The sequence below is a fragment of the Nocardioides sp. 503 genome (genome assembly GCF_004522095.1).
GTDB lineage: Bacteria > Actinomycetota > Actinomycetes > Propionibacteriales > Nocardioidaceae > Nocardioides.
Genome location: NZ_SPUI01000002.1, coordinates 565,977 through 592,285, shown reverse-complemented (window position 1 = coordinate 592,285; position 26,309 = coordinate 565,977). Strand labels below are relative to the sequence as shown.

The following is a 26,309-nucleotide window of genomic DNA, read 5'->3' as shown; positions in this document are numbered from 1 at the left end:
GTCAGCGGGACTCGACGCGCTTCTTCAGCCCCTTGAGCGCGGTGTCGATGAGGATCTTCTCGCCCTTGCGCTTGAGCATGCCGATCAGCGGGATGCTCACGTCGAGGGCGAGGCGGTAGGTCACCTCGGTCGAGCCGCCCAGGTCGCGCAGGACGTAGGCGCCGTCGAGCGAGCGCAGCATCTTGCCCTCGACCAGGGTCCAGGTGACCTCGCGGTCCCCGTCCCACTCGTAGGCCAGCGTGTACTCGTCCTTGATCGGTGAGACGTCGAGCTTGAAGAACACCTGCTCGGCCCGTCCGCCCTGCTCCGGGCCGAACGACGACACGACGTCGGCGACGGTGACGCCCTTGGCCCACTCGGGGTAGGCCTCGAAGTCGGCGATCACGCTCATCACGTCTGCCGGAGCGGCGTCGACGACGATCGAGGAGGTGGTCTGTTCGGCCATCGTGGAACCCCTTGCTGGCGCCCGGGAGCGTGGGTGGATCGGAACCGCGATGCTACCGGATGGACGACCCTCCTCCCCTCGGCGGTAACCTGCCCGCAACGCCCCCATGGCGAGCCTGAGGAGAGAAAAGTGCGGGAGTTCTCCACGCCCCTGACGATCGAGATCCCGACGACGGGCAACCTGACCGACGACGTGGTCGCCAACGCCGCGGAGGCCCCGGACGCCGTCGTCTTCAGCCGGCCGGGCGAGTCCGGCTGGACCGACGTCACCGCGGCGCAGTTCCTCGCCGAGGTCAGCGCGGTCGCCAAGGGCCTCATCGCCTCCGGGATCGAGCCGGGCGACCGGGTCGCCCTGATCTGCAAGACCCGCTACGAGTGGACCCTGCTCGACTACGCGATCTGGTTCGCCGGCGCCGTCACCGTGCCGATCTACGAGACGTCGGCCGCCGACCAGGTCTCCTGGATCCTGCAGGACTCCGGCGCCAAGGCCGTCGTCGCCGAGACCTCCGCCCACCTCGCGCGGATCGCGGAGGTGCGTGCCGGGCTGGAGGACCTCAACCACGTCTGGTCGATCGCCGACAACGCCGTCACGGTGCTGGGCCGCCTCGGCCAGGACGTGGCCGACGACGAGCTGGAGAAGCGCCGTACGTCGTCGACCCCGCTCGACCTGGCGACCCTGATCTACACCTCCGGCACCACCGGCCGCCCCAAGGGCTGCATGCTCACGCACGGCAACTTCATGTTCGAGCTGGGCGTGGCGACCGACGAGCTCGACGACCTGTTCGGCGGGGAGTCCTCGACGCTGCTGTTCCTGCCGCTGGCCCACGTGTTCGCGCGGATCATCCAGGTGGGCGCGGTCAAGCGACGCACCCGCCTGGGCCACAGCGCCGATATCAAGCACCTGCTCGAGGACCTGCAGGAGTTCCGCCCGACGTTCATCCTGGCCGTCCCCCGCGTCTTCGAAAAGGTCTTCAACACCGCCTCGCAGAAGGCCACCGCCGACGGGAAGGGGGCGATCTTCGCCCGCGCCGCCGAGGCCGCCATCGCGTGGTCGCGCGGCCTCGACTCCGGCAAGGGCAGGGCGTCGCTGGCCGTGCGTGCGCAGCACGCCCTCTTCGACCGGCTCGTCTACGGCAAGCTGCGCGACGCCCTCGGCGGCGCCTGCGTCTACGCCGTCTCCGGCGGCGCCCCGCTCGGCGACCGGCTGGGCCACTTCTACCGCGGCATCGGCCTGGTCGTCCTGGAGGGCTACGGCCTGACCGAGACCACCGGGGCGCTGACCGTCAACGTGCCCGGCGGCACCAAGATCGGCACGGTCGGGCGCCCGCTCCCCGGCACGTCGGTGCGCGTCGCCGACGACGGCGAGCTGCTCTTCCGGGGCGGTCAGGTCTTCGCCGGCTACTGGGCCAACGAGGAGGCCACGGCCGAGGCGCTCGAGCGCGACGGGTGGTTCCACACCGGGGATGTCGGCGAGGTCGACGACGAGGGCTTCGTCCGGATCACCGGCCGCAAGAAGGAGATCCTCGTGACCGCCGGCGGCAAGAACGTCGCGCCGGCGCCGCTCGAGGACCGCATCCGGGCCCACGCGCTGGTCAGCCAGTGCATGGTCGTCGGCGACCGGCAGCCGTTCATCGGCGCGCTGGTCACGATCGACCCCGAGTCCTTCCCGGCGTGGGCCGAGGCGCACGGCAAGACCGGCACCATCGCCGAGCACGTCGACGACGCGGACCTGCGCGCCGAGGTCGAGGCGGCCGTCGAGGAGGCCAACAAGACGGTGTCCAAGGCCGAGTCGATCCGCAAGTTCGTGATCCTGCCCGACGACTGGACCGAGGAGGGCGGGCAGCTGACCCCCAGCCTCAAGCTCAAGCGCAACGTCGTCCTGCGCGAGTGCAAGGACGAGATCGCCGCGCTCTACCTCTCCTAGTCGGGCTCGGACCCGTCGGCCTCGAGCCGACGCATGCGCTCGGCCAGGGCGATGCGGGTCAGGCCGGTGGGGTGGCTGCCGAACCACACCTGGCTCCAGGCCGGCGGGGTCGGGTCGTTGAGCGAGCGCAGCCCGAGCTGGGTCTGCATCGCGATGAACGCGTCGGGGTCCCGCGTGGTCCGCAGCGCGTCCACGTCGGCGCGGGTCTCGATCTGGCGGCTGATCGTGTTGCTCACCGGGCTCGTGACCAGCGAGGCGATGGCCACCAGGGCCAGGACGAGCGGCACGACGGCCGGGTCGGTGAGGCCCGGCCCGCCACGCCGGCGGACGCGCGCGAGGACGAGCGACAGCAGGCCGGCCGCCACGAGCCCGCCCGAGGCGCCCAGCAGCGACCCGGTGATCACGTCGCCGTGGCGGGCGTGGGCCAGCTCGTGCGCGACGACCGACAGCGTCTCGTCCTGCGGCAGGTCGTCGACGAGGTTGTCGTAGACCACGACCCGGCGGGTGCCGCCGAAGCCGGAGACGTAGGCGTTGAGCGTCGTCGTACGGCGTGAGGCGTCGGCCACCAGCACGTCGTCGACCGTGACGCCCTCCTCGTCGGCCAGCTGCATGATCGCGGTGCGCAGGCTCCCGTCGGGCAGCGGCTCGAAGTGGTTGAAGAGCGGCTCGACGGCCAGCGGGTAGACGAAGGAGCCGACCAGCACGAGGACCCCGAGACCCGCTCCGGCGATCGCGGGCCACGCGCGGCGCCAGCGGCGGGCGCACGCCAGGACCGCGAGCAGCCCCAGCGAGGTCAGGACGATGCTCAGCAGCTCACCCTTGAGCAGGTCGACGGCCCAGGCGCCCCAGCCCTGCTCGGTCAGTCCGTAGTCGAGGCGCTCGCGGCGCAGCAGCACCGCGAACGGCAGGGTCACGACGCGGCGCAGGAGCTCCACGAGCGCGACGGCGAGCGGCACCTGGACCCACCACCGGCCCGGGAGCCGCGAGAACAGCGCGCGGCCCCGCCGGGTCAGGCCGAGCCAGCACGCCACGGCCAGGGACACCGCGAGGGACGTCCAGCTCCAGAGGCGGGCCTGGCGGGCGAAGTCCTCGGCGCGGTCGAGCTGCTCGGGGGTGAAGACCGAGCCGGGTTCGGCGGGCTGGAGGTCGCCCCCGGGCACCGGGTGCCAGGGGACGAGCCACACGGCGAGGACCACGAACGCGACGAGGCCCACGAGGGTCGTCACGAGCGCGACGCGGCGGTCGGGGACGGTCACGCCGCCAAGTCTGACAGGCGGGCCCGCCAGGCTCGGACCAGCGCGGCCTCGCTCCAGCCGAACGACGCCCGCAGCACCTCGGCGAGGGGCCGGCCGTCCCGCACGGCGGCGTACAGCGCGACGAGGGCGTCCTCGCCCCGGCGCTCCGCGAGCACCCGGCAGGCGATCCACGCCGACTCGTAGGCGGCGCCCGCGTGGCCCGTCGAGGCGTCGAACTCCACGGCGCCGGGCAGCGCCCGCGGCGGCCCGTCGGCGCGCACCTGCTCGATCACCTGGGCGGCGGCCCGGGAGTCCGGGAGCCGGACGTCGCGCAGCGAGACGTAGTCGGCGAAGCCCTCCACCAGCCACTGCGGCATCTGCCTGCTGCTGGTCGCATCGGTCGCCACGTGCGTGGCCTCGTGGCTCATGACGACCTGGGCGCCGAGCGGTCGGAGGCGGTCGAACTCGTCGGGGTTGAGGAACACGTGCACCGGGACCCCCGGCGCGCTGGTGGCGTCGGGAGACGCGGTCACCGCGGCCACGCCGGCGTAGGCGCCGGCGTCTGCGTCCAGGGCCCGGTCGAGCTCCGCGGCGCCTGCAGGCACCTCGATGACCAGGGGTCCCCGCCAGGCCGGCAGCACCCGCCCCACGACCGGCAGCGCCTCGCGGCCGCGCGCGAGGTAGCCGCGGGCTGCGGCGTCCTGGGCGGTGCCGGTGCCGGCGACCACCACCAGCACGTCGGGGGTACGGCGCACGGTCGCCGCGCCGGCGAGCCACACCGGCGCGACCCCCGTGCGGTCGCCGACGCCGACGATGCCGGCGTCCTCGCCGGCGAAGCGCACGACCACCTCGGCGCGGGCCGAGGTCTCGTCGAAGCCGGCGAAGCGCCAGGTCGCGTCGACCGCGGCGGTCCAGGTGTCGCCCTCGCTCGCCCCGGTGACGTCGAGGAAGCGCAGGGAGAAGTCACGCACCCGCAGCGCCCGTGCGTTGCCGACTAGGTCCTCCAGCAGACCGGCGGCGGCCGTGTCGCCCTCGGGCGCCGCCTCGTCGGCCAGGGCGGCGTCCCCGGAGGCGACCGCCTGCTGGAGGAGGCGCAGCGACCGCGACGCCTCCGCCGGCTGCGCGAGCGCGGGGCCGGCGGCCGGCCGCGGGGCGACGTAGGGGTCGTCGTCGAGCACCGACCAGGTCAGGAGTCCGACGCCCACCAGCAGGAACAGCGAAAGGCCGACCATCCACAGACGTGGACGGCCGGCCTCGTTGCTGGGGCGGTCAGCCAGGGCGGACCGCGCCGACGTAGGGCATCTCGTGGAGGTTGGAGACCTTCACACCCGCACCGGGGTTGGCGGCGTGCACGATCAGGCCGTTGCCGATGTACATGCCGACGTGGCTGATCGGGCTGTAGTAGAACACCAGGTCGCCGGGCCTCAGGTCGCTCTCGGCGACGTGGGGGCCCGAGGAGTACTGGGCGCTGGAGGAGTGCGGCAGGCCGACGCCGGCCTGGGCCCAGGCCATCATCGTGAGGCCCGAGCAGTCGAAGGCGTTGGGGCCGGCGGCGCCGTAGACGTAGGAGTCGCCGACCTGGGCCATGGCGTACTGGACGGCGGCGGCAGCGCGACCGGACGCGGGGACGTCGGAGGGGACGGTGGTCCCGCCGCGCGACAGGATCTCCGCGCGCTCCTCGTCCTTGAGGCGGTCGAGCAGCGACTTCGCCTGGTCGAGCTTGTCGTCGATCGTGCTCTTCTCGTCCTTGAGACGCGACTCGACGGCGCTGACCTGCGAGACCCGGCGGGCGGTCGCGGTCTCGCGGATGTCGAGGGCCGCGACCTCGTCGGCGTAGTCGTCGAGCAGCGCGTCCTGGTGGTCCTGGTAGGACGACATGGTCGTGAGCTGCGAGAGGAAGGCGCCGGGGTCGTCGGAGACGATGACCTCGCCGACCGCGGAGATGCCCTGGCCCTGGTACTGGCTGACCATCGCGTCCGCGACCTGCTCGCGCACCTTGCCGAGCGCGGCGTCCTGGCGCTCCTGGTCGGCGCGCAGCGAGGCGACGTCGCTCTGGAGGGCAGTCAGCTCGATCTTCGCATCGTTGTAGCGCTCCGAGGCCTGCTCGGCCTCGTGGAAGAGCCGGTCGACGCGCGCCTGCACGGTGTCGATGTCGGGGTCGGCGTAGGCCGAGGTGGAGGGGATGAGCCCGATCGTGGCGGCCAGGGCCAACCCGGTCAGGGCAGTGATGAGTCGCTTCCGCACGAGCGGGCGGTCTCCCTTGTGTGTCGTACGCCTACCGGGTGAGCTGACGGATTCGGGCACGACTTGCCCTACCCCCGCTCCTCGCCGCACCTGCGCGCGACGCCTCGCGAGGGATTCACCCCAGAAGAGTTGGTTCCCCGGCTCCCGGAACCCCCCGAAGAGGCTCCAGAACTCGACGCAGCACCCGCGCGGACCCGGTGGCCCACTTCCACGGCTGCTTGAGTGGATGAGGTTAGTCCTCGGAGGGGCCCACGCCAACTCCCGGGGCGGTGTTTCTCACGACCGACGGACAGCCGTCCGCGTCGCGCCCGTCCGGACGGCTCACGCCGACTCCACCTCGGGCCCCGACACGGCCTGGACCAGGCGCAGCGGCGGCACCAGGCCCCCGGCCGCGAGCACGTCGAGCGCGCGGCACTCGTCGTCGTCGAAGGTGAGCTCCGGCGGCGGCCCCAGGAGCACGGTCACCACGCAGTCGTGGCAGGCCAGCCCGCGCACCACGCAGGTGTCGCAGTCGATTCTCGTCGTCATGCGTCCAGGCTGACAGTCGCCACCGACAGGGGGTCCCCCTCGCGGCGAGCGGGGGTCAGGACGCGTCGCGGGTCAGGACGGGTCGGAGGTGAGGTCGGCGTCGGTGCGCGCGACCGTCTCGATCGCGTCGCTGCGACCGCACCAGCGGCACGACACGGCCTCGACGTCCTCGCCGAGGACCTCGGTGCTCTCCACCCGGTGCTCGCCGGCGAGGTCGTAGTGCCAGAACTCCTGCGTGCGCCGGGTGCGCGTCACGTCGAAGCGGGTCAGGTTGCCGCAGCCGCCGCAGCGCCAGCGGTGGGCCTGGTCGGGGAGGGCGGGTGTCGAGCTCACGGCACCACCCTATGCGCACGCGGGGAGAGGTCCGCGCCGCGCGCCGCCCGTGGGATGTCGGCGCCTCGTCCTACGGTCGGGGCATGAGCCAGGCCGCCCCTCCCGCACCCCCGGCCGGCGCCCGGTGGGAGTCGCAGCGCAGCTTCGACGAGCTCGGTCGCGCCCTGCGCGACGTCACGTTCACCGTCGTCGACCTGGAGACCACCGGCGGCTCCCCGGCGGCCGGCTCCATGATCACCGAGATCGGGGCCGTCAAGGTCCGCGGCGGCGAGGTGCTCGGCGAGTTCCAGACGCTCGTCGACCCCCAGACCCAGATCCCGGCGTTCATCGCGGTCCTCACCGGCATCAGCAACTCGATGGTCGCCGACGCCCCGCCCATCGACGCGGCGCTGCCGGCGTTCCTCGAGTTCGCCGCCGGCACGGTGCTGGTGGCCCACAACGCGCCGTTCGACGTGGGGTTCCTGCGCCACTTCGCCGAGCTCCAGGGCCGCGCCTGGCCGGCGTTCGACGTCGTCGACACCGCCAAGCTGGCCCGCCGCGTGATCACCCGCGACGACGCGCCCAACTGCAAGCTCTCCTCGCTGGCGCGGGTCTTCCACAGCACGACCACCCCCAACCACCGCGCCCTCTCCGACGCGCGGGCCACCGTCGACGTCCTCCACGGGCTGATGGAGCGGGTCGGCGCGCTCGGGGTGCACACCCTCGAGGAGCTGCAGACGTTCTCCTCCCGGGTCTCGGCCGCGCAGCGCCGCAAGCGCCACCTCGCCGACGGGCTCCCCCACTCCCCCGGCGTCTACCTCTTCAAGGACGAGTCCGCGCGGGTCCTCTACATCGGCACCTCCCGCGACCTGCGCAAGCGGGTGCGCTCCTACTTCACGGCCTCCGAGACCCGCTCGCGCATGGGCGAGATGGTGCGGCTGGCCGCAGAGGTCCAGGCCATCGAGTGCGCGACCCCGCTCGAGGCGGAGGTCCGCGAGCTGCGCCTGATCGCCGAGCACAAGCCGAGCTACAACCGCCGCTCCCGCTTCCCCGAGAAGGTCACCTTCATCAAGCTCACCCGCGAGCCGTGGCCGCGGCTGTCGATGGTCAAGCGGGTGCTCGACGACGACGCCGACTACCTCGGCCCCTTCGGCAGCCGCGCGATGGCCGAGCAGTGCCTGGCCGCGCTCCACGACACCTTCCCGGTGCGCCAGTGCTCCGACCGCTTCGGCCGCACCCCCTCGCGCTCGGCGTGCGTGCTGGCCGAGCTGGGCCGCTGCCTGTCCCCCTGCGACGGCAGCGTCGACGGCCACACCTACGCCGCGGTCGTGCGCCAGCTGCGCGAGACGCTGCTGCGCCGCCCCGACGACGTCGTCGACCTGGTCAACGAGCGCATGGCCGCCCTCGCCGCCGACGAGCGCTACGAGGAGGCGGGGCTGCACCGCGACCGCCTGGCCTCCTTCGTCCGCGCCGCCGCCCGCACCCAGCGGCTCAGCTCGCTCACGCGCTGCGCCGAGGTGGTCGCCGCCCGTCGCGAGGACGACGGACGCTGGGCGGTCCACGTCGTGCGCTACGGCCGCCTCGCGGCGGCCGGGGTGATCCCGCCGGGAGCCGACGCGGTCGCCTACGTCGAGGTGCTGCGCGCCTCGGCCGAGACCGTCCTACCGGCGCCGGGGCCGGTCCCCGCCGCGACGGCCCAGGAGACCGAGCGGCTGCTGCGGTGGCTGGAGTCCCCCACCGTGCGCCTGGTCGACGTCGACGGCGAGTGGACCTGCCCCGTCCAGGGGGCCGGGCGCCACCTGGAGGGTCCGCTGGGTGCCCGCCAGGACTCCGGCCACCACCTCGAGTCCCGTTAGGCTCCGCTCATGATCACCGCCATCGTCTTCGTGAAGGCCGACGTCGCCCGGATCCCCGAGGTCGCCGAGGCGATCGCCGCCCTCGAGGGGGTCAGCGAGGTCTACTCCGTGACCGGGCAGATCGACCTGATCGCGCTGGTGCGGGTGCGCAACCACGACGACGTGGCCGCCGTCATCGCCGACCGCCTCAACAAGGTCCCCGGCGTGTCCGAGACCGAGACCCACATCGCGTTCCGCTCCTACTCCCGCCACGACCTCGAGTCCGCGTTCTCGCTGGGCCTCGACTAGTGCGCGCCGGCTGATGGAGCGGTTCGGGGACCACTGGCTCGACGTCCTCGGCTGGGGCGGCAGCGCGCTGCTCGTCCTCTCCCTGCTGCAGACCCGGGTGCTGCGCTTCCGCGCCCTCAACCTGGTCGCCTGCCTCATCCTGCTGTGCTTCAACGCGCTCATCGAGGTCTGGCCGATGGTCGGGATGAACGTCGTCCTCGCGGCGATCAACGTGTGGTTCCTCGTCCGCCTGACCCGCGACCGTCACGACGACGAGGTCTTCGAGGTCGTGCAGGTCAAGGTCGACGACGAGTACTTCCGCCACGTCCTCAAGACCCACGAGCAGGACATCCGGGCCTTCCAGCCCGACTTCGGCACCCGGCCCGACGCGGGCCAGCTCGCGGTCGTGGTCGTCACCGGCGACGAGACGGTCGGCGTGGTGCTGCTGCGCACCGACGGCGACGCCGCCCTGGTCGAGCTCGACTACGTCACGCCCCGCTACCGGGACTTCTCCCCCGGCGAGTTCGTGTGGCGGCGCAGCGGCGTGCTCCGCGACCTGGGCCTGCGCCGCGTCACCACCTCACCGCAGATGCGTGGGGCCTACTACGAGCACGTGGGCTTCCGCCGCGACGGCGAGGAGTTCGTCCTCGAGCTCTGAGGACGGCTCAGTCGCCGGTGGCCGCGACCCAGCGGTCCAGCGTGGCCTGGGCCGCTCCGGAGTCGATGGCCTGCGCGGCCCGCTCGATGCCGGCCGGCAAGGCGTCCTCGACCGAGGCACCCGGGTGGTCGTAGACCGCCAGGGCCGCCCCCGCGTTGAGCACGACCGCGTCGCGCACCGGCCCGGGCTCGGCCGCGAGCATGCGCCGTACGACGTCGGCGTTGTGGGCCGCGTCGCCACCGCGCAGGTCCTCGGTGGTCGCCGGCGCGAGGCCGAGAGCGGCAGGGTCGACGCTCGCGGTCGTCACCACGCCCGCGTGGACGTGCCACACCGAGGAGGTCGTGGTGGTGGTGAGCTCGTCGAGGCCGTCGTCGCCGCGCACGACCCAGGCGTCGGCGCCGCGGCGGGCGAAGACCCCGGCCATCACCGGCGCCATGCGGGCGTCGGCGCAGCCGATCGCCTGCGCGTGGGGCCGGGCGGGGTTGGCGAGCGGCCCGAGGATGTTGAAGGTGGTGCCGATCCCCAGCTCGCGTCGGGGCACGGCGGTGTGCCGCATGGCGGGGTTGAAGGCGGCCGCGAAGCAGAACGTGATGCCGGCCTCCTCGGCCACGCGGGCGACCCGGTCGGCGGGCAGGTCGAGCCGGATGCCGAGCGCCTCGAGGACGTCGGCGCTGCCGGACTGGGAGGAGGCCGACCGGCTGCCGTGCTTGACGACCTTGGCGCCCGCGCCGGCGGCCACGATGGCCGCCATCGTGGAGATGTTGACCGACATCGAGCGGTCACCGCCGGTGCCGACGACGTCGAGCAGCCGCCCCGGGACCGAGATCGGCGTGCGGCGGGCGTACATCGCCTCGACCAGGCCGGTCACCTCCTCGATCGTCTCGCCCTTGGCGCGCAGCGCCACCGCGAAGCCCGCGATCTGGGCCGCGGTGGCCTCGCCGGACAGGATCTCGCCCATGGCCCAGGTGGCCTGCTCCGAGGTGAGGTCGGAGCGTGCGACGAGGGCGCTGAGGACGTCGGGCCAGGTCACGCCTGGGCGGGGACCCGTGCCCGCAGCAGCGCGACCACGGACTCGGCGAGCTGGATGGGGTCGATCGGGTGCGACACGGCCGCCTCGGCGCGCGACCACGTCGCCAGCCAGGCGTCCTGGGGGCGGCCGATGAGCACGAGCACCGGCGGGCACTGGTAGATCTCGTCCTTGAGCTGCTTGGCGATGCCCATGCCGCCGGCGGGCACGGCCTCGCCGTCGAGGATGACCAGGTCGATGGTGCCGGAGTCCATGTGCTGGATGACGACCGGCTCGGTGGCCACCTCGACGTAGGTCAGCTCGGGCAGGTCGGGGTGCGGCCGTCGCCCCAGGGCGAGGATCACCTGCTCGCGCGTGGTGACGTCGTCGCTGTAGACCAGGACCTTGAGCTTGCGGTTCGTCGAGTCGCTCACGGGCCAGATGCTACCGCTCGGCGTCGGCCCCGGACGCGCCAGGCGCGGCCGCGCGCTCGCGGGCCTCCTCCAGGTCGAGGCGGCGGTCCTCGCGACGGGCCTCGGAGAAGGACGAGCGCACCCACTGCGCGAACAGCACGGCGAAGAACGAGAGCCCCACGAGGTCGCCGGCGCCCCAGAGGATCCCGCCGGCGAGGTGCTGGTCGTCGTAGGGGTCGGGCAGCCACGCGCCCATCGGCCCGTCGGAGAGCGAGGGGTACCAGTCCCCGCCCAGGAGCGTCTCCTGGCCCATGATCGTGACGCCGAGGAAGGCGTGGAAGGGCAGCGTCATCATCGTGAGCAGCACCCGGAACGGGTAGCCCACCCGACCCGGCAGCGGGTCCACGCCCACGAGCGGCCAGAAGAAGAGGCTGCCGACGGCCACGAGGTGGACGTGCATCATCTCGTGCACGAAGACCGAGTGCAGCGAGGCGTCGTACCAGCCCGAGAAGTACAGCGCCCACGGCGACACGACGTACAGGGCGAACGCCAGCGGCGGGAACGAGACCACCTTCGCCACCCGCGAGTGCAGCACGGCGAGCAGCCAGCGCCGCGGCGCGCGGGGCAGGGTGCGCAGCGCCAGCGTCACGGGCGCGGAGAGCGCGAGCGCCAGCGGCACCACCATCGACAGCACCATGTGCTGGACCATGTGCAGGCTCACCAAGGTCGTGTCGTACGCCGCCAGGCCGGACGAGGTGGCGACGTAGAAGGCCCCGATGCCGACCCCGAACGCGATCGTGCGACCCACCGGCCAGCGGTCCCCGCGACGCCGGAGCTCGCGCAGCCCGAGGACGTAGAGACCGACCGCCCAGACGGTCAGGACGAGCGGCAGCGGGGCCAGGGACCACTGCGTGAAGAACGCCCCGACCGACGGTCGCGGGAGGCTCTCGGTGGCCGCCAGAGCGGCGAGCAGGGGTGGTCCGGGCACAGTGTGAACTTTATGACCCTCCTAGTGAGGGGGTCGGGTCGCCCTCCGACCATGCGCCGGACATAATGAGCACGTGGCGACGACTGCTTCAGCTTCGATTCCGGCATCCCGACTGCACGGGCATCACGACCGTCCCAGCATGGTCGCGGTGGGGACGATCATCTGGCTCTCCAGCGAGCTGATGTTCTTCGCTGCCCTCTTCGCCTCGTACTTCACGATCCGGGCGGTCAGCACCGACCTGTGGTCGCAGAACACCGCGTTCCTCGACGTGCCGTTCGCGGCGGTCAACACCACGATCCTGGTGCTCTCCTCGCTCACCTGCCAGCTCGGCGTCTTCGCCGCCGAGCGCGGCCAGGTCGGCCGCGCGGGATCGGTGCTCAACATCAAGGGCTGGGGCCTGCGCGAGTGGTTCATCCTGACCTACCTGATGGGGTCGATCTTCATCGCCGGGCAGGCCATCGAGTACGCCACGCTCATCCAGGAGGGGATCACGATCCCCGACTCGGCCTACGGCACGATGTTCTACCTCACGACCGGGTTCCACGGGATCCACGTGACCGGCGGGCTGATCGCGTTCCTCTTCGTTCTCGGGCGCACCTACCTCGCGCGCAAGTTCACCCACGAGCAGGCGGTCAGCGCGATCGTCGTCTCCTACTACTGGCACTTCGTCGACGTCGTGTGGATCGGGCTGTTCGCCACGATCTACCTCATCCAGTGACTCGCAAGGACTCATCGTGCGCCTCCTGAACCGAACCGCCGGACGCATCTCCCGGCACCGCCGCGGCCGCCTCGCCGGTGTGGTGATGCTGATGGTCGGCCTCGTGCTGACCGGCGGTCTCTACACCGTCTTCGCCCCGGCGCAGGCCGACTCCTCGGAGTCCGACGCCGCGCTCGTGGCCGAGGGCCGCGAGCTGTTCCTCGTGAGCTGCTCGTTCTGCCACGGCAAGAACGGCGAGGGCGTGCTCACCGAGGGTGGCACGCAGTACGGCCCGTCGCTCGCGGGCGTGGGCGCGGCCTCGGCCGACTTCCAGCTCGGCACCGGCCGGATGCCGCTGACGCGTCCCGGCCAGCAGGTCGCGGTCAAGCCGGTGGTCTTCGACGACGACGAGATCGAGGCGCTGTCGGCGTACGTCGCCTCGCTGGGCCCCGGCCCCGCGGTCCCCGACGAGAAGGACTACAGCCTCGAGGGCCTCAGCGCCGCCGAGCGCGAGGAGGCCGTCACCCGCGGCAGCCAGATCTTCCTGACCAACTGCACCGCCTGCCACAACTTCAGCGGCAACGGCGGCGCGATGCCCCGCGGCGGCGCGGCGCCCAACATCCTGGGCACGACCCCCGAGCACATCTACGAGGCCATGCTGACCGGCCCCGGCAACATGGACACCTTCTCCAACGGCAACCTGTCGCCGGAGGAGAAGCGCGACGTCATCGCCTACGTCTCCCAGCTGCGCGAGCAGCCCGAGTACGGCGGCTTCGGCCTCGGCGGGCTCGGCCCCGTGAGCGAGGGCATGTTCGCCTGGCTGGTGGGCATCGGGGGCCTGGTCGGCTTCGCGGTCTGGATCGCGGCCCACACCACCCGCTCGACCAAGCAGCCCTCGAAGGGAGCCGACGCGTGAGCATCGACCACGACCAGGACGTGACCCGCGCGGAGCGCTCCGACAACGTCCCGGCGATCCCCGACCCGGGTCTGCCGGAGCACACCTGGCGTCCCACGGACGTCGACGAGCGGCTCGCCAAGCGCGCCGAGCGCCAGGTCGCCACGCTCTTCGGGCTCTCCTCGGTGTGCGTGCTGCTCTTCCTGGTCTCCTACTTCGTCCTCGACGTCGGCGACAACCACACGACGTTCGCCGGCTTCGGCGCCTCCACGGTCGCGCTGGGCTCAACGCTCGGCGGCGCCCTGCTGTTCATCGGCATCGGCATCATCCAGTGGGCGCGCAAGCTCATGGGCGACCACGAGATCTCCGAGATGCGCCACCCGGCGCGCTCCTCCGACGAGGACCGCGCCGCGACCCTCGAGGCGCTCGCCCTGGGTGCCGAGGAGTCGGGCATCGGCCGGCGTCCGCTGGTCCGCAACTCCCTCCTGGGTGCGGTCGGCCTGCTCGGCCTGCCCGCCATCGTCATGCTGCGCGACCTCGGCCCGTTGCCGGGCGACAAGCTCTACCACACGGTGTGGGAGAAGGGCATGCGCGTCGTGCGCGACGTCGTCGGCACGCCGATCAACAAGGCCGACCTCGAGATCGGCGACCTGGTCAACGCCGAGCCGGAGATCGTGTTCGCGGTCGACGAGGAGGGCGAGCACGTTCTGGAGGGCGTGGAGCTCCAGGTGGCCAAGTCCAAGGCCGCCGTGATCCTGCTGCGCATGGACCCCTCGGACATCACGCCCGCCAAGGGCCGCGAGAACTGGTCGGTCGACGGGATCGTCTGCTACTCCAAGATCTGCACGCACGTCGGCTGCCCGATCTCGCTCAACGAGCGCAAGACGCACCACCTGCTGTGCCCGTGCCACCAGTCCACGTTCGACCTGGCCGACTCGGGGAAGGTCGTGTTCGGTCCTGCGGCACGCTCCCTTCCCCAGCTGCCGCTGATGGTCGATGAGGAAGGCTTCCTCGTCGCTCAGAGCGACTTCACCGAACCCGTGGGACCAAGCTTCTGGGAGCGTGGCTGATGAGCGTCGATACGAGCAAGGTCGCCGATACCAACGCCGGGACCGCCGCCACGCCGAAGAAGCCGGGCAAGGCGGGCGTCGTCGCCAACTGGGCCGACGAGCGCCTGGGGCTCGGCACCCTGATGAAGAAGAACCTGCGCAAGGTCTTCCCCGACCACTGGTCGTTCATGCTCGGCGAGATCGCGCTGTGGAGCTTCGTCGTCCTGCTGCTGAGCGGGGTGTTCCTCACGCTCTGGTACACGCCGAGCATGGGCGAGGTCGAGTACCAGGGCTCCTACAACCCGCTGCGCGGGGTGGAGATGTCCGAGGCCATGGCCTCGACCCTGAGGCTGTCCTTCGACGTCCGTGGCGGCCTGCTCATGCGGCAGATGCACCACTGGGCGGCGATGCTGTTCATCGCCTCGATGATGATCCACCTGCTGCGCGTCTACTTCACCGGCGCGTTCCGCAAGCCGCGTGAGCTCAACTGGGTGATCGGCAGCCTCCTGCTGCTGCTCGGCACGCTCGAGGGCTTCACCGGCTACTCCCTGCCCGACGACCTGCTCTCCGGCACCGGCATCCGTGCCGCCGACGGGTTCATGAAGTCGATGCCGGTCGTCGGCACGTACATGTCGTTCTTCCTGTTCGGCGGCGAGTTCCCGGGTGAGGCGATCATCCCGCGCCTCTACACCGTGCACGTGCTGCTGATCCCCGGCATCCTGCTGGCCCTGATCGCCGCCCACATGCTGCTGCTCGTCTACCACAAGCACACCCAGTGGCCCGGCCCCGGACGCACCGAGGAGAACGTCGTCGGCTTCCCGATGCTCCCGGTCTACGCGGCCAAGGCCGGCGGCTTCTTCTTCATCGTCTTCGGCGTCAGCGCCCTCATGGGTGGTCTGCTGTCGATCAACCCGGTGTGGAAGTTCGGGCCCTACGACCCCACGAAGGTGACGGCGGGCTCGCAGCCCGACTGGTACATGGGCTGGCCGGACGGCCTGCTGCGGATCATGCCCGGGTGGGAGTCCCACTTCTGGGGCGTCACCCTGTCCTGGAACGTCTTCATCCCGATCATCGTGATGCCCGGGCTGATGTTCACGATCCTGCTGATGCTGCCCTTCATCGAGTCGTGGGTCACCGGCGACAAGCGGGACCACCACCTGCTCCAGCGTCCCCGCAACGCCCCGACCCGCACGGCGGTCATGGTCGCGCTGATGACGTTCTACGGGCTGGCCTGGATCGCCGGCGGCAACGACATCATCGCGATCAAGCTGCACCTGAGCATCAACCAGATCACCTACTTCATCCGAGCGGCGATCTTCGTCGGACCGGTGATCGCCTTCCTGATCACCCGGCGCTGGTGCATCTCGCTGCAGCGTCACGACGAGCAGAAGCTGCTCCACGGCTACGAGACGGGCATCATCATGCGCTCGGCCGAGGGTGGCTACTCCGAGCGGCACCTGCCGGTCAACGAGGCCGAGGCCTACACCCTCACCGCGCGCGAGCGCGAGGAGGTCTGGACCCCTGGCGACAGGACCGACGCCAACGGCGTGCCGGCCAAGCGTGGGCGCCTCGACGGCCTGCGGGGCAAGCTCTCGACGCTGATGTACGCCGACAACGTGCAGCCCGTGACCAAGGAGGAGCTCGAGGCCGCCCACCACCACGCGGACCACGAGCACGAGCTCCAGGCCTCGCTGGAGGGTCAGCCCGCCGACGGCCACCAGTTCAACGGCCACCACGCGGTCGACGGCGAGGACCTGCGCGGCGACCACTGATAGACCCGCTCCACCGCTGACCCGCCCGAGACGTTCGGGCGGGTCAGCGTCATTTGAGGGCCCACTCCCCCGCGTCTGCGGTCGAGCGCACGTCGAGACCCCCGCACCAGTGGCTGTCTCCTCGGGCCCGTCGAGCGTGGCCGACCTTGTCGTGGGATCGGACTGCCGACGTGGGTGCCCGACAGGCGGAGCCCGCGCTTGTAGCGGGCGGGCTCACCTCAGCCCCGAGGAGGCGACCAGAGGTGTGGGGGTCTCGACGTGCGCTCGCTGACGCCCGCTGCTCGACCACCGACAGGACGTCAGCGGAGGGCGGAGCCCTGGGCGTAGTCCTTGAAGGAGGCGTTCCAGTCGCCGTAGCCGTTGTCGAGGGTCATGGGGCGGTCGGTGCCGGTGTACTCGACGACGTCGCCGCGACGGGACATGTCGTAGAGCCAGCCGGCGTCGGCGGTGCTCATGCCGGTGCAGCCGTGGGAGACGTTGGCGTGGCCCTGCGACCCGGTGGACCAGGGGGCGGCGTGGATGAACTCGCCGGAGTAGGTCACCCGCATGGCCCACTGGACATCGTCGATGTCGTAGGCGTCGGCGCTGCCGGCGGCGATGCCGACGGTCTCGGAGTTCATCCGCTTGCGGTCGAACTTCTCCATGATCACCTTGGTGCCCGAGCGGGTGGTGAAGCCCGGCTTGCCGGTGGTGATCGGCAGCGTGCGGAGCAGCTTGCCGTTGGAGAACACCTTCATCTGGTGGGTCTGGGCGTTGACCTTGTAGACGTGGGCGTCGCCGACCTCGAAGTCGACCACGCGGTCCTCCTGGCCGAAGATCCCGTTGCCGGCCGCGACGCCGTTGACGTCGACGTCGACCGACACCTTGGTGCCGGGCTGCCAGTACCTCGCCGGGCGCCAGTGCGCCTCGGTGGCGCTCAGCCAGTGCCAGGTGCCGCGCTGGGCGGGCTGCGAGGTCACCTTCATGTGCCGCTCGAACTCCGCCCGGTCGGTCACCGCCACGTCGAAGGAGACGACCACGGGCATGCCGACACCGACGGTCTCCCCGCCCAGGGGCGCCACCGACGGGTAGGTCTGCTGCTGCAGCGACAGGGGCGCCGTCTCGAAGCGGGAGGTACGGCGGACAGGTGCGCCGTCGGCGCCCTCGGCGAGCGCCTTGACGGTGTAGGTCTCCCCCGGCTCGAGCCGGTCCGAGGCGGTCCAACGCGCGCCGTCGGCGGCGATCGCGCCGTCGACGGCACCGGAGGGCGACGAGAGGGTGACCGAGGTGAGGCGAGCGTTCTTGGCGGTGACCTCGACGACCTTGTCGACGCCCACCGTCGCACCACGCTTGACGTTGGTGGCGACCCGGCCGGCGGGCTTCGGGGCCGCCGTCGCACCACCGCTCGAGGAGCTCGTGGGCTCGTCGTCAGGACCACCCGTCAGCGCGGACCCGGCATCGCAGGCGGCGAGGGTGAGGCTGGCGAGGAGCAGCGCGGAGGCGCCGACCAGGCGGCGGCTGGACATGGTGGAACTCCCGGAGGTCTTGCCGAACGCGACGCGGCCGACCGAGCGGCCGACCGGACCCAGGATAACGCGGCGATCCCTAGAATCCTGGATCGTCGTGCTGGGCCGCGGGTCGGCCCGAGACTCAGTGGGCGTGCTCGCCGCGGTAGTACTCGAAGACCAGGCCGCTCAGCGCGATCGCGCCCAGGACCCCGCCGATGATGACCATCCACCAGGCACCGGCGGCGACCCCGGACACCATCACGCCCAGCGTGAGGGCGCACCAGAGCGGCCACCAGCTGTAGGGCGGGAAGAAGCCCAGCTCGCCGGCGCCGTCCGCGATCTCGGCGTCCTTGCGGTCCTCGGGGCGCGGGTCCATCTTGCGGGCGTGGAAGCCGAGGTAGAGGCTGACCATCAGCGTCAGGAGCGCGGTCATCGTCAGCGCGGACGTGCCGGTCCAGTCACCGCCCTTGTCGGAGCCCTCGGTGACGAACCAGTAGGCCGGCGTCACGAGCACCAGGAAGACGGTGCAGATGGCGAAGATCCAGGTCTCGGACTTCATCGGGCGTCATCCTCCGGGCGCTGGCGCTGGCTCTGGTCGTCGCCGTCCAGGCGCTCCTGGATGAGCTCCTCGCGGCCCTCCATGTCCGGGGCGTCGGCGAAGTCGCCGTCGCGGGCCGAGGAGTTCTCGTCGAGCTCGATGGCGGCGATCTCGGGGTGGTGCAGGTCGAAGGCCGGGGACTCCGAGCGGATCCGCGGGATCGTCACGAAGTTGTGGCGCGGCGGGGGCGAGCTCGTCGCCCACTCCAGCGACCGACCCCAGCCCCACGGGTCGTCCACACCCACCAGCGGCGCGCGCCGGGAGATGTAGACGTTGTAGAGGAAGGGCAGCGTGGAGGCGCCCAGCAGGAACGCACCCACCGTGGACACCTGGTTGAGGGTGGTGAACCCGTCGCCGGGCAGGTAGTCGGCGTAGCGACGCGGCATCCCCTCGACGCCCAGCCAGTGCTGGACCAGGAACGTCAGGTGGAAGCCCACGAACAGCAGCCAGAAGTGGACCTTGCCCAGGCGCTCGTCGAGCATCCGGCCGGTCATCTTGGGCCACCAGAAGTAGAAGCCCGCGAACATCGCGAACACCACCGTGCCGAACACGACGTAGTGGAAGTGCGCGACCACGAAGTAGGAGTCGGAGACGTGGAAGTCCAGCGGCGGCGACGCCAGGATGATGCCGGTCAGACCACCGAAGAGGAACGTCGTCAGGAAGCCGATCGACCAGAGCATGGGCGTGTCGAACGAGATGGACCCGCCCCACATCGTCCCGATCCAGTTGAAGAACTTCACTCCCGTGGGCACCGCGATCAGGAACGTCATGCCGGAGAAGAACGCGAGGTTGACCGACCCCGTCACGAACATGTGGTGGGCCCACACGGCGACCGACAGGATCGCGATGCCGAGCGTGGCGCCGACCAGGCCGACGTAGCCGAAGATCGGCTTGCGGCTGAAGACCGGCAGGATCTCGGTCACGATGCCGAAGAACGGCAGCGCGATGATGTAGACCTCCGGGTGCCCGAAGAACCAGAACAGGTGCTGCCACAGGATCGCGCCGCCGTGAGCGGTGTCGAACACGTGGGCGCCGAGCTGGCGGTCGGCCTCGAGCGAGAGCAGCGCGCCGGCGAGCACGGGGAACGCGATCAGGACCAGCAGGCTGGTGATCAGCGTGTTCCACACGAACAGCGGCATCCGGAACATCGTCATGCCGGGCGCGCGCATGCAGATGATGGTGGTGATGAAGTTGACCGCACCCAGGATCGTGCCGAGACCGGCCAGCCACAGACCCATGATCCACAGGTCACCACCGACGCCGGGCGAGCGGATCGCGTCGGAGAGCGGGGTGTAGGCGAACCAGCCGAAGTCGGCCGCGCCCTGGGGCGTGAGGAAGCCGGAGGCGGCGATCAGGCCGCCGAAGAGGAACAGCCAGTAGCTGAACATGTTGAGCCGCGGGAACGCCACGTCGGGCGAGCCGATCTGGATCGGCATGATCACGTTGGCGAAGCCGAAGAACAGCGGCGTCGCGAACAGCAGCAGCATGATCGTGCCGTGCATCGTGAAGAGCTGGTTGTAGAGCTCCTCGTTGACGACCTGCTGACCGGGGTAGGCCAGCTCGGAGCGGATCAGCATGGCCATGAGGCCACCGACCATGAACCAGGCGAAGGACGTGATCAGGTACATCTTGCCGATCAGCTTGTGATCGGTCGTCGTCATGATCGTGACCAGCTTCTGGCCCAGGGGCTTGCGCCCGGCGCTCAGGTCGGTCGGTCGCGCCGCGGTGGTGGTCACTCGGCCCCCTTCTCGGACTCGTCGGACTCCAGGCCGGCCGGGGTGTCGGCGTAGGAGCCGCCGATGATGGGCTCCTCGGACACGTGGTCGGGGTCTTCGGAGAGGCCCTGGAGGTAGTCGTCGTACTCGGCGCGGGTCACGACCTTGACGTCGAACAGCATGCGCGAGTGGTAGGTGCCGCAGAGCTCGAAGCACTTGCCGGCGTAGGTGCCGGTGCGCTTCGGGGTCACCTGGTAGTGGTTCATCTGGCCGGGCACGACGTCCATCTTCATCAGGAAGCCGGGCACGCCGAAGTCGTGGATCACGTCGGGGGTGACCAGGTTGAAGCGGGTGGTCTCGTCGACCGGGAGGTAGAGCGTGGGGATCGTGTTGCCATCGCCCGAGACGTAGACGTTCTCGTCGTCGAAGGGGTGGTTGAACGTCCACTGCCACTGCTGTCCGACCACGGTGATCGTGTTGTCGGGCTCGCGGTCGTCGAGGACCTCGTTCTGCACGCGCACGGTGTGCGAGAAGAAGACGATCACCATGATGACCGGGAAGATCGTGTAGAAGATCTCCAGCGGCAGGTTGTAGCGGGTCTGGATCGGGATCTCGTCGTCGCTGCGCCGGCGGAAGTGCCAGGAGGCGTAGAAGATCAGGCCCCAGACGACCACGCCGGTGATGAGCGCGGCGATCCACGCTCCCTGCCACAGGGCCAGGACGGACTCGCCCTGCTCGGTGCCCGGATCGGGCATGGCGAGGCGCTTCCACTCGCCGGAGTCGGAGCCGCACCCGGAGAGGGCGAGCAGGCCGAGGCCCAGCAGGACGAGGAGCGACAGACGGCGGCCGAGAACGCCGGATCCTGCCTTGCGCTCGGGGAGTTGCAGACCCACGAACGAGCCTTCCTCTCAGACGGTCACGAACTCCCCAGAGACTATCCGAATCACCCCCCCGATGACGGACCGGGTCGCCGGTAGCCTCCGACTGTGACCTATCCCGCGGACCCCACGGCCGGGTACCTCGACTCGGCGTCCTCGGAACCCCTCCACCCGGCGGCCCGTGACACCCTGCTCGCCGCCCTCGACCAGGGCTACGCCGACCCGCGGCGACTGCACCGCCCGGGCCGCAGCGCGCGGCTGCTGCTCGACAACGCGCGCGCCGTGGTGGCCGACGGGCTGGGGGTGCGCCCCGACGAGGTCAGCTTCACCTCCTCGGGCACCGAGGCCGTGCACCGCGGGCTGCTGGGGCTGCACCGCGCTCGAGCGCGCGTCTCGGACCGGATCGTGCACAGCGCCGTGGAGCACTCGGCGGTGCTCCACGCCGCCGAGTGGGCCCCGGGAGAGACCGTCTCGGCGCCGGTCGACGAGCGGGGCCGCGTGCGGGTCGACGAGCTGCTCGCCGCGGCCGACGGCGTCGCCGTGGTGGCCCTGCAGGCCGCCAACCACGAGGTGGGGACCCTCCAGCCCGTCGCCGAGGTCGCCGAGCGGCTGGAGGGCGTCCCGCTCTTCGTCGACGCCTGCGCCGCCGCGGGGCGCGTGGAGCTGCCCACCGGCTGGGCGGCGGCCGCCGCGTCGGCCCACAAGTGGGGCGGTCCGGCCGGCGTCGGCGTCCTGCTCGTGCGCAAGGGCGTGCGCTGGACCAGCCCGTTCCCCCGCGACGACCGGGTCGACGACCGCTCGACCGGCTTCGAGAACGTCCCGGCCGCACTCGCCGCGGCGGCCGCGCTGCAGGCGGTCGTCGCCGAGCGCGCCGAGACCGCCGCCCGACAGTCCGCGCTCGTCGACCGGGTGCGGGCGGCGGTCGTCGCGATCCCCGACACCGACGTGGTGGGCGACCCCGTCGACCGGCTGCCCCACCTGGTGACCTTCTCGTTCCTCTACGTCGACGGCGAGGCGCTCGTCCACGCGCTGGGCCGCCACGGCTTCGGGGTCGCGAGCGGGTCGGCGTGCACCGCCTCGACGCTGGAGCCCAGCCACGTCCTCGCCGCCATGGGCGCGCTCACCCACGGCAACGTGCGGCTCTCGCTCGCCCGCGGCAGCACCGCCGACGAGGTCGAGCGGTTCCTCGCGGTGCTCCCCGACGCGGTGGCCGAGATCCGCGCGGACGTCGGCCTGTGACGCCGGCCCTGGAGCTCGACTGCCGCGACCTGCCCTGTCCGCGGCCGATCATCGAGCTGGCCCGCCACCTCGCCGACGTGGGCGTGGGCGAGCTGCTCGCCGTGGTCGCCCACGACCCGGCCGCACGGCACGACGTACCCGCGTGGTGCCGCATGCGCGGCCAGGAGTACGCCGGCCAGGACTCGGCCGCCGACGGCGCGCCACGCTTCGTGGTGCGCCGGGTCTCCTAGGGGCCTGCCCCAGGGTCGGCTCAGAGGTGCGCGGCCACGGCGGCCGCCGCTTCGGCGCCGTAGGAGTCCTCCACGCGGGCCACGAACTGCGCGTGCGAGAACGTGTACTCCTGGGTGCCCACCGTCTCCACGACGTAGGCGGCCAGGACGCAGCCGACCTGCGCGGCCCCCTCGAGGCCCAGGTCCCAGCTGAGCCCGGCCAGGAACCCGGCGCGGAAGGCGTCACCGACGCCGGTGGGCTCCACGGCCACGACGCCCTTGGCGGCCACGACCTCGATGACGGGCTCCCCGGCGCGGGTGATCCGCACGCCCTGGGCGCCGAGGGTGACCACCTGGGTGCCGACGCGGGACAGGATCTCCTCGGGCGACCAGCCGGTCTTCTGCTCGATCATGTGCGACTCGTACTCGTTGGAGAAGAGGATCGCGGCGCCGTCGATGAGGTCGCGGATCAGCTCGCCGTCGGAGAACGCGAGCTGCTGGGAGCAGTCGGAGATGAACGGGTAGGCGCGCTGGCGGCACTCGTGGGTGTGGCGGCGCATGGCCTCGGGGTCGTCGGCGCCGATGAGGACGTAGTCGGGCTGGCCGACGCGCTGGACGATCGGCTGCAGCTCGATCTGGCGGGCCTCGCTCATGGCGCCGGGGTAGAACGACGCGAACTGCGCCATCGTCGAGTCGGTCGTGCACACGAAGCGGGCGGTGTGCTTGGTCGTGGAGATGTGCACCGAGTGGCAGTCGACGTGGTGGCGCTCCAGCCAGGAGCGGTAGTCGGCGAAGTCCTCGCCGGCGGCACCCACCAGGACGGGCCGCAGCCCGAGGCGCCCCAGCCCGAAGCACATGTTGGGCGCCACTCCCCCGCGGCGGATCTCGAGGTCGTTGACGAGGAACGACACGGAGATGTTGTGGAGCTGCTCCACGACCAGCGAGTCCTCGAACCTCCCCGCGAAGGTCATCAGGTGGTCGGAGGCGATGGAACCGGCGATGAGGAGCGAGCCAGAGGACATGACACGGAACACTACCGACGGGTATGCCTGGGGCTACGCGGGAGTAGCCAATAGCGTCGAAGCATGACGCCGTACGAGGAGCTCACCAGCCCGCAGCAGATGCGCGCCGACTGCGAGGCCGCGGGTCGCAACCTGCGCCTGGAGTCGCGGCTGGAGCGCGCCGCACGGGCCGCCTCGCGCCCCGCGCCGAGCATCCTGTTCGCCGACTTCCCGCGCGAGGTCCCCAAGCGCGAGATCCAGGTCTCGGAGGCCGCGACCCGGCTGGCCAACGCGCTGCACCTGCACCTCGACTGACCCGCCCAGACCCTCGACAGGCCGACCCCTCCTCTCCCTCAGGCCTGTTGAGACCGAACAGCCCCCCGCCGGTGACCGGCGGGGGGCTGTTGCTTGGTTCGACTAACGGTTGCTTCTCGGCGATCAGTGGAAGCTGTCTCCACACGCGCACGAGCCCGTGGCGTTGGGGTTGTCGATCGTGAAGCCCTGCTTCTCGATGCTGTCGACGAAGTCGATCATCGCGCCGTTGAGGTAGGGGACGCTCATGCGGTCGACCACGACGCTGACGCTGTCGAAGTCGGTGACGACGTCGCCGTCCAGGCTGCGCTCGTCGAAGAACAGCTGGTAGCGCAGACCGCTGCAGCCGCCCGGCTGCACCGAGATGCGCAGCTGGAGGTCGTCACGACCCTCCTGCGCGAGAAGGCTCTGCACCTTCGCGGCGGCGACCGGGCTCAGGTTGATCTGGTCGGTGCGGCGCTCTGTGGTGGTCTCGACCTGCTCGGTCATGTGGTGACTCCCAGTCCGTGTGCGGGTTTCTTACCGTTTCCAATGGTCGCACACCTCCGGTTATTCCGGATGGCGACGTCATCCACGTGACCAGGTGCGCGCGACGCGCTCGGCCAGGGCCGCCAGGGAGCCGGCCGGGTCGGTGAAGGCGCGCTCCTCGCCCACCAGGTCCACGAGCGAGTACGCCGACTCCACGCCGAGTGCGCGCATCTCCCGCGAGCCCACCAGCACCTGCCCCGCCAGCGCCACGCAGGGGCGCAGCGCCTCCTGGGCCACCTCGGCCACGCCGTAGGGGACCTTGCCGGAGCGGCTGGAGAAGTCGAAGGCGCCCTCCCCGGTCACGACCAGGTCCGCGGCCCGGGCGCGCTCGGCGAGGCCGACGGCCGCGCTCACGAGCGCGATGCCCGGCTCGCGGGTCGCCCCCAGGCACAGCAGGGCGAAGCCGAGCCCGCCGCCGGCCCCGGCCCCCTTCTCCAGCGCGGTACGGCGGTCGGTGGCGGCGGCGAGGCCCTCCAGCCAGCCGTCCACGGTCACGAGCCGGTCTTCGGCGATGCCGCGCTGCGCGCCGAACGCCTTGGTGGCGCCGAAGAGCCCCGTCAGCGGGATGTCCACGTCGGTGGCGACCACCAGCGTCAGCCCGGCCACGCGCTCGCGCGCCGGGGCGAGGTCGACCTCGGTGGGGGCGGCGAACGCCGCGGGTCCGGCGTCGAGGACCCCGTCCGAGGTGGCGCCGAGCGCCGCCAGCAGGCCCGCTCCCCCGTCGTTGGTGCCGCTGCCGCCCAGCCCGACCACGACCGTCGTGGCGCCGGTGCCGGCGGCGGCCAGCAGGAGCTCGCCCACCCCCACCGTCGAGGCTCGCTCGGGGTCCTGACCCACCACGAGCGGCAGGCCGCAGGCCTGGGCGGTCTCGACGTAGGCGGTGTCGCCGACCACCAGGACGGTCGCGGGCGTGGGAGCGCCGAACGGTCCGGAGACCGTCACGGCCAGCAGGTCGCCCCCCAACGTCGCGTGGAGCACGTCGACGAATCCTGGTCCGCCGTCCGACATGGGGGCGAGGTCCAGCTCGTCGGCCGGTGCGCGCCGCGCCCAGCCCGTGGCGATCGCGCGCGCGGCCTCGACCGCCGTCAACGTGCCGGCGAACTTGTCGGGCGCCACCAGGACTCGCATGCGGCCATCCTGGCCGACACCTAGGCTCGGCCCGTGACCGAGGTGACGATCCGGCCGATGCGGCCCGAGGACGTGGCGGACGCCGAGCGCCTCAGCGCGGAGAGCTTCCTCGACCTCGACCGACGCATGCAGCGCCGCGCGTGGCCGGAGCCGCAGCGTCGCTCGCCGGCCCGCCAGGAGGCCTGGACGGTGCGCACGCGGCACTTCCTGGAGACCGACCCCGGCGGGTGCTGGGTCGCCGACGACGCCGGCGGCATGATCGGGATGGCGACCTCGTTCGTGCGCGACAAGACGTGGTTCCTGGCGACGTACGCCGTGCGGCCGGACGTGCAGTCGCGCGGCGTCGGGCGCCAGCTGCTCGAGGCGGCGCTCCACCACGGGCGGGGCTGCCTGCGCGGGATGCTGTCGGCGGGCAGCGACCCCAGGTCGGCGCGGCGCTACCGCCTGGCCGGCTTCACCCTGCACCCGCAGATGTTCCTCACGGGCACCGTCGACCGCTCCGTGATCCCCGTCGTGGAGAAGGTGCGCGAGGGCTCCGCCGCCGACACCGACCTCATGGACTCCGTCGACCGCCAGGTGCGCGACGCGGCCCATGGCCCGGACCACGCGCTGATGCAACGGCTGTGGCGGCCGATCGTCTCGGACTCGACCACGGGCTCGGGCTACGCCTACCTCGACGACCGGGGCACCCTTCAGCTGCTGGCCGCGACCAACCGCGCCACGGCCACGCGGCTGCTCTGGGCGGCCGTCGCGGACGGGCCGGAGGGGCAGACGATCTCCCACGTGACGGCGGCCAACGAGTGGGCGGTCGACGTGGGCATGGCCGCACGCCTGGAGCTGCACTCCGAGGGCTACCTGGCGCTGCGGGGAATGAGCCCGCCGTCGCCGTACGTTCACTCTGGTGCCCTGCTCTAGCAACGGCTCTC

General features: G+C 71.6%; 28 protein-coding genes and 1 riboswitch. Of the genes, 12 read left to right on the top strand and 16 right to left on the bottom strand.

All coding sequences use genetic code 11. The features are described 5' to 3' along the window. Nucleotide 1: 1 nt before the first annotated feature. Nucleotides 2–445: an SRPBCC family protein gene (locus E4622_RS03860; RefSeq protein ID WP_134738735.1), complete on the bottom strand. Its 444-nt coding sequence runs from the start codon at nt 443–445 to the stop codon at nt 2–4. A 129-nt stretch (nt 446–574) separates the two neighbouring features. On the opposite strand from E4622_RS03860, the gene E4622_RS03855 reads away from it, so the two are divergent. After that, nucleotides 575–2,368, top strand: coding sequence for a long-chain fatty acid--CoA ligase (locus E4622_RS03855; RefSeq protein ID WP_134738734.1), 1,794 nt, complete (start codon nt 575–577; stop codon nt 2,366–2,368). Here the strand turns inward: E4622_RS03855 and E4622_RS03850 are convergent. The 5 genes from E4622_RS03850 to E4622_RS03830 all read right to left on the bottom strand — a co-directional run bounded on the left by E4622_RS03850 (nt 2,365) and on the right by E4622_RS03830 (nt 6,708). Then, a complete protein-coding gene (locus E4622_RS03850; RefSeq protein WP_134738733.1) occupies nt 2,365–3,624 on the bottom strand; it encodes a M48 family metallopeptidase in 1,260 nt (419 codons plus the stop codon). The two genes, E4622_RS03855 and E4622_RS03850, sit on opposite strands and share 4 nt — an antisense overlap. Beyond that, nucleotides 3,621–4,835: a hypothetical protein gene (locus E4622_RS03845; protein WP_134738732.1), complete on the bottom strand. Its 1,215-nt coding sequence runs from the start codon at nt 4,833–4,835 to the stop codon at nt 3,621–3,623. The genes E4622_RS03850 and E4622_RS03845 overlap by 4 nt, the downstream gene beginning before the upstream one ends. 37 nt (nt 4,836–4,872) lie before the next feature. Beyond that, complete coding sequence (locus tag E4622_RS03840) at nt 4,873–5,847, bottom strand: NlpC/P60 family protein (protein WP_134738731.1); 975 nt, start codon at nt 5,845–5,847, stop codon at nt 4,873–4,875. Nucleotides 5,848–5,860: 13 nt separating this feature from the next. After that, nucleotides 5,861–6,035: riboswitch (cyclic di-AMP (ydaO/yuaA leader) on the bottom strand. 133 nt (nt 6,036–6,168) lie between these two features. Beyond that, nucleotides 6,169–6,375 carry a hypothetical protein gene (locus tag E4622_RS03835; RefSeq protein ID WP_134738730.1) on the bottom strand — a complete coding sequence of 69 codons (207 nt, stop codon included), beginning with the start codon at nt 6,373–6,375 and terminating at the stop codon, nt 6,169–6,171. Nucleotides 6,376–6,447: 72 nt separating this feature from the next. Next, nucleotides 6,448–6,708 carry a hypothetical protein gene (locus tag E4622_RS03830; protein ID WP_134738729.1) on the bottom strand — a complete coding sequence of 87 codons (261 nt, stop codon included), beginning with the start codon at nt 6,706–6,708 and terminating at the stop codon, nt 6,448–6,450. An 83-nt stretch (nt 6,709–6,791) separates the two neighbouring features. Between E4622_RS03830 and E4622_RS03825 the strand changes: the two genes are divergently transcribed. From E4622_RS03825 to E4622_RS03815, 3 genes are read left to right on the top strand one after another with little or no spacing between them, the layout of a single operon-like run. Then, nucleotides 6,792–8,543, top strand: coding sequence for a DEDD exonuclease domain-containing protein (locus E4622_RS03825; protein WP_134738728.1), 1,752 nt, complete (start codon nt 6,792–6,794; stop codon nt 8,541–8,543). A gap of 9 nt (nt 8,544–8,552) precedes the next feature. Further along, nucleotides 8,553–8,831 carry an Lrp/AsnC ligand binding domain-containing protein gene (locus tag E4622_RS03820; protein WP_134738727.1) on the top strand — a complete coding sequence of 93 codons (279 nt, stop codon included), beginning with the start codon at nt 8,553–8,555 and terminating at the stop codon, nt 8,829–8,831. A gap of 13 nt (nt 8,832–8,844) precedes the next feature. Next, entirely contained in the window at nt 8,845–9,468 is a 624-nt protein-coding gene (locus E4622_RS03815) for a YgjV family protein (RefSeq protein WP_134738726.1), read from the top strand. A gap of 7 nt (nt 9,469–9,475) precedes the next feature. On the opposite strand, the gene trpD is transcribed toward E4622_RS03815, so the two are convergent. Genes trpD through E4622_RS03800 form a run of 3 tightly spaced genes read right to left on the bottom strand, consistent with a single transcriptional unit; the run spans nt 9,476 to nt 11,875 of the window. Further along, the gene (gene trpD / locus E4622_RS03810) at nt 9,476–10,498 is read right to left on the bottom strand and encodes an anthranilate phosphoribosyltransferase (protein ID WP_245155870.1); all 1,023 of its coding nucleotides are present in this window, start codon (nt 10,496–10,498) and stop codon (nt 9,476–9,478) included. Beyond that, nucleotides 10,495–10,908, bottom strand: a complete 414-nt coding sequence (locus E4622_RS03805; protein ID WP_245155869.1) for a hypothetical protein — start codon at nt 10,906–10,908, stop codon at nt 10,495–10,497. Before E4622_RS03805 ends, trpD begins: the two co-directional genes overlap by 4 nt. Nucleotides 10,909–10,918: 10 nt before the next feature. After that, nucleotides 10,919–11,875: a cytochrome c oxidase assembly protein gene (locus tag E4622_RS03800; protein ID WP_167735966.1), complete on the bottom strand. Its 957-nt coding sequence runs from the start codon at nt 11,873–11,875 to the stop codon at nt 10,919–10,921. Nucleotides 11,876–11,987: 112 nt separating this feature from the next. Here E4622_RS03800 and E4622_RS03795 point away from each other — a divergent pair, with 112 nt between their 5' ends. Genes E4622_RS03795 through E4622_RS03780 form a run of 4 tightly spaced genes read left to right on the top strand, consistent with a single transcriptional unit; the run spans nt 11,988 to nt 16,288 of the window. Next, a complete protein-coding gene (locus tag E4622_RS03795) occupies nt 11,988–12,593 on the top strand; it encodes a heme-copper oxidase subunit III (RefSeq protein ID WP_280633746.1) in 606 nt (201 codons plus the stop codon). Nucleotides 12,594–12,609: 16 nt separating this feature from the next. Then, the gene (locus E4622_RS03790; RefSeq protein WP_245155868.1) at nt 12,610–13,488 is read left to right on the top strand and encodes a c-type cytochrome; all 879 of its coding nucleotides are present in this window, start codon (nt 12,610–12,612) and stop codon (nt 13,486–13,488) included. Nucleotides 13,489–13,490: 2 nt separating this feature from the next. Next, nucleotides 13,491–14,537 carry a Rieske 2Fe-2S domain-containing protein gene (locus E4622_RS03785; protein WP_245155918.1) on the top strand — a complete coding sequence of 349 codons (1,047 nt, stop codon included), beginning with the start codon at nt 13,491–13,493 and terminating at the stop codon, nt 14,535–14,537. Further along, nucleotides 14,537–16,288, top strand: a complete 1,752-nt coding sequence (locus tag E4622_RS03780; RefSeq protein ID WP_134738722.1) for a ubiquinol-cytochrome c reductase cytochrome b subunit — start codon at nt 14,537–14,539, stop codon at nt 16,286–16,288. The genes E4622_RS03785 and E4622_RS03780 overlap by 1 nt, the downstream gene beginning before the upstream one ends. 299 nt (nt 16,289–16,587) lie before the next feature. Here E4622_RS03780 and E4622_RS03775 read toward each other — a convergent pair whose 3' ends face one another. The 4 genes from E4622_RS03775 to coxB all read right to left on the bottom strand — a co-directional run bounded on the left by E4622_RS03775 (nt 16,588) and on the right by coxB (nt 20,981). After that, nucleotides 16,588–17,793: an Ig-like domain-containing protein gene (locus tag E4622_RS03775; protein ID WP_134738721.1), complete on the bottom strand. Its 1,206-nt coding sequence runs from the start codon at nt 17,791–17,793 to the stop codon at nt 16,588–16,590. Between the two features lie 124 nt (nt 17,794–17,917). After that, a complete protein-coding gene (locus E4622_RS03770) occupies nt 17,918–18,334 on the bottom strand; it encodes a cytochrome c oxidase subunit 4 (protein WP_134738720.1) in 417 nt (138 codons plus the stop codon). Beyond that, on the bottom strand, nt 18,331–20,034 hold the full coding sequence (ctaD, locus tag E4622_RS03765) for a cytochrome c oxidase subunit I (protein WP_245155917.1): 1,704 nt from the start codon (nt 20,032–20,034) through the stop codon (nt 18,331–18,333). Before ctaD ends, E4622_RS03770 begins: the two co-directional genes overlap by 4 nt. Nucleotides 20,035–20,105: 71 nt before the next feature. Then, nucleotides 20,106–20,981, bottom strand: a complete 876-nt coding sequence (coxB, locus tag E4622_RS03760) for a cytochrome c oxidase subunit II (protein WP_134738718.1) — start codon at nt 20,979–20,981, stop codon at nt 20,106–20,108. Nucleotides 20,982–21,074: 93 nt separating this feature from the next. Here coxB and E4622_RS03755 point away from each other — a divergent pair, with 93 nt between their 5' ends. Both E4622_RS03755 and E4622_RS03750 read left to right on the top strand, forming a co-directional pair. Further along, entirely contained in the window at nt 21,075–22,205 is a 1,131-nt protein-coding gene (locus E4622_RS03755) for an aminotransferase class V-fold PLP-dependent enzyme (RefSeq protein ID WP_134738717.1), read from the top strand. Further along, the gene (locus tag E4622_RS03750; RefSeq protein ID WP_134738716.1) at nt 22,202–22,435 is read left to right on the top strand and encodes a sulfurtransferase TusA family protein; all 234 of its coding nucleotides are present in this window, start codon (nt 22,202–22,204) and stop codon (nt 22,433–22,435) included. Before E4622_RS03755 ends, E4622_RS03750 begins: the two co-directional genes overlap by 4 nt. Before the next feature lie 20 nt (nt 22,436–22,455). On the opposite strand, the gene E4622_RS03745 is transcribed toward E4622_RS03750, so the two are convergent. After that, complete coding sequence (locus E4622_RS03745; RefSeq protein WP_134738715.1) at nt 22,456–23,436, bottom strand: carbohydrate kinase family protein; 981 nt, start codon at nt 23,434–23,436, stop codon at nt 22,456–22,458. 63 nt (nt 23,437–23,499) lie between these two features. On the opposite strand from E4622_RS03745, the gene E4622_RS03740 reads away from it, so the two are divergent. Further along, complete coding sequence (locus E4622_RS03740; protein ID WP_134738714.1) at nt 23,500–23,730, top strand: hypothetical protein; 231 nt, start codon at nt 23,500–23,502, stop codon at nt 23,728–23,730. Nucleotides 23,731–23,853: 123 nt separating this feature from the next. On the opposite strand, the gene erpA is transcribed toward E4622_RS03740, so the two are convergent. Further along, a complete protein-coding gene (gene erpA, locus E4622_RS03735; RefSeq protein ID WP_134738713.1) occupies nt 23,854–24,216 on the bottom strand; it encodes an iron-sulfur cluster insertion protein ErpA in 363 nt (120 codons plus the stop codon). 78 nt (nt 24,217–24,294) lie between these two features. Continuing rightward, the gene (locus E4622_RS03730) at nt 24,295–25,383 is read right to left on the bottom strand and encodes a glycerate kinase (RefSeq protein WP_134738712.1); all 1,089 of its coding nucleotides are present in this window, start codon (nt 25,381–25,383) and stop codon (nt 24,295–24,297) included. 33 nt (nt 25,384–25,416) lie between these two features. Between E4622_RS03730 and E4622_RS03725 the strand changes: the two genes are divergently transcribed. Beyond that, entirely contained in the window at nt 25,417–26,298 is an 882-nt protein-coding gene (locus E4622_RS03725; protein ID WP_134738711.1) for a GNAT family N-acetyltransferase, read from the top strand. Nucleotides 26,299–26,309: the final 11 nt, after the last annotated feature.

Excerpts from the sequence above, each read along its gene's own strand:
- E4622_RS03860 (WP_134738735.1), bottom strand. The coding sequence starts at position 445 with ATGGCCGAACAGACCACCTCCTCGATCGTCGTCGACGCCGCTCCGGCA.
- E4622_RS03845 (WP_134738732.1), bottom strand. The coding sequence starts at position 4,835 with ATGGTCGGCCTTTCGCTGTTCCTGCTGGTGGGCGTCGGACTCCTGACC.
- E4622_RS03835 (WP_134738730.1), bottom strand. The coding sequence starts at position 6,375 with ATGACGACGAGAATCGACTGCGACACCTGCGTGGTGCGCGGGCTGGCC.
- E4622_RS03825 (WP_134738728.1), top strand. The coding sequence starts at position 6,792 with ATGAGCCAGGCCGCCCCTCCCGCACCCCCGGCCGGCGCCCGGTGGGAG.
- E4622_RS03820 (WP_134738727.1), top strand. The coding sequence starts at position 8,553 with ATGATCACCGCCATCGTCTTCGTGAAGGCCGACGTCGCCCGGATCCCC.
- E4622_RS03815 (WP_134738726.1), top strand. The coding sequence starts at position 8,845 with ATGGAGCGGTTCGGGGACCACTGGCTCGACGTCCTCGGCTGGGGCGGC.
- E4622_RS03780 (WP_134738722.1), top strand. The coding sequence starts at position 14,537 with ATGAGCGTCGATACGAGCAAGGTCGCCGATACCAACGCCGGGACCGCC.
- E4622_RS03775 (WP_134738721.1), bottom strand. The coding sequence starts at position 17,793 with ATGTCCAGCCGCCGCCTGGTCGGCGCCTCCGCGCTGCTCCTCGCCAGC.
- E4622_RS03770 (WP_134738720.1), bottom strand. The coding sequence starts at position 18,334 with ATGAAGTCCGAGACCTGGATCTTCGCCATCTGCACCGTCTTCCTGGTG.
- ctaD (WP_245155917.1), bottom strand. The coding sequence starts at position 20,034 with ATGACGACGACCGATCACAAGCTGATCGGCAAGATGTACCTGATCACG.
- E4622_RS03745 (WP_134738715.1), bottom strand. The coding sequence starts at position 23,436 with ATGTCCTCTGGCTCGCTCCTCATCGCCGGTTCCATCGCCTCCGACCAC.
- E4622_RS03740 (WP_134738714.1), top strand. The coding sequence starts at position 23,500 with ATGACGCCGTACGAGGAGCTCACCAGCCCGCAGCAGATGCGCGCCGAC.
- erpA (WP_134738713.1), bottom strand. The coding sequence starts at position 24,216 with ATGACCGAGCAGGTCGAGACCACCACAGAGCGCCGCACCGACCAGATC.
- E4622_RS03730 (WP_134738712.1), bottom strand. The coding sequence starts at position 25,383 with ATGCGAGTCCTGGTGGCGCCCGACAAGTTCGCCGGCACGTTGACGGCG.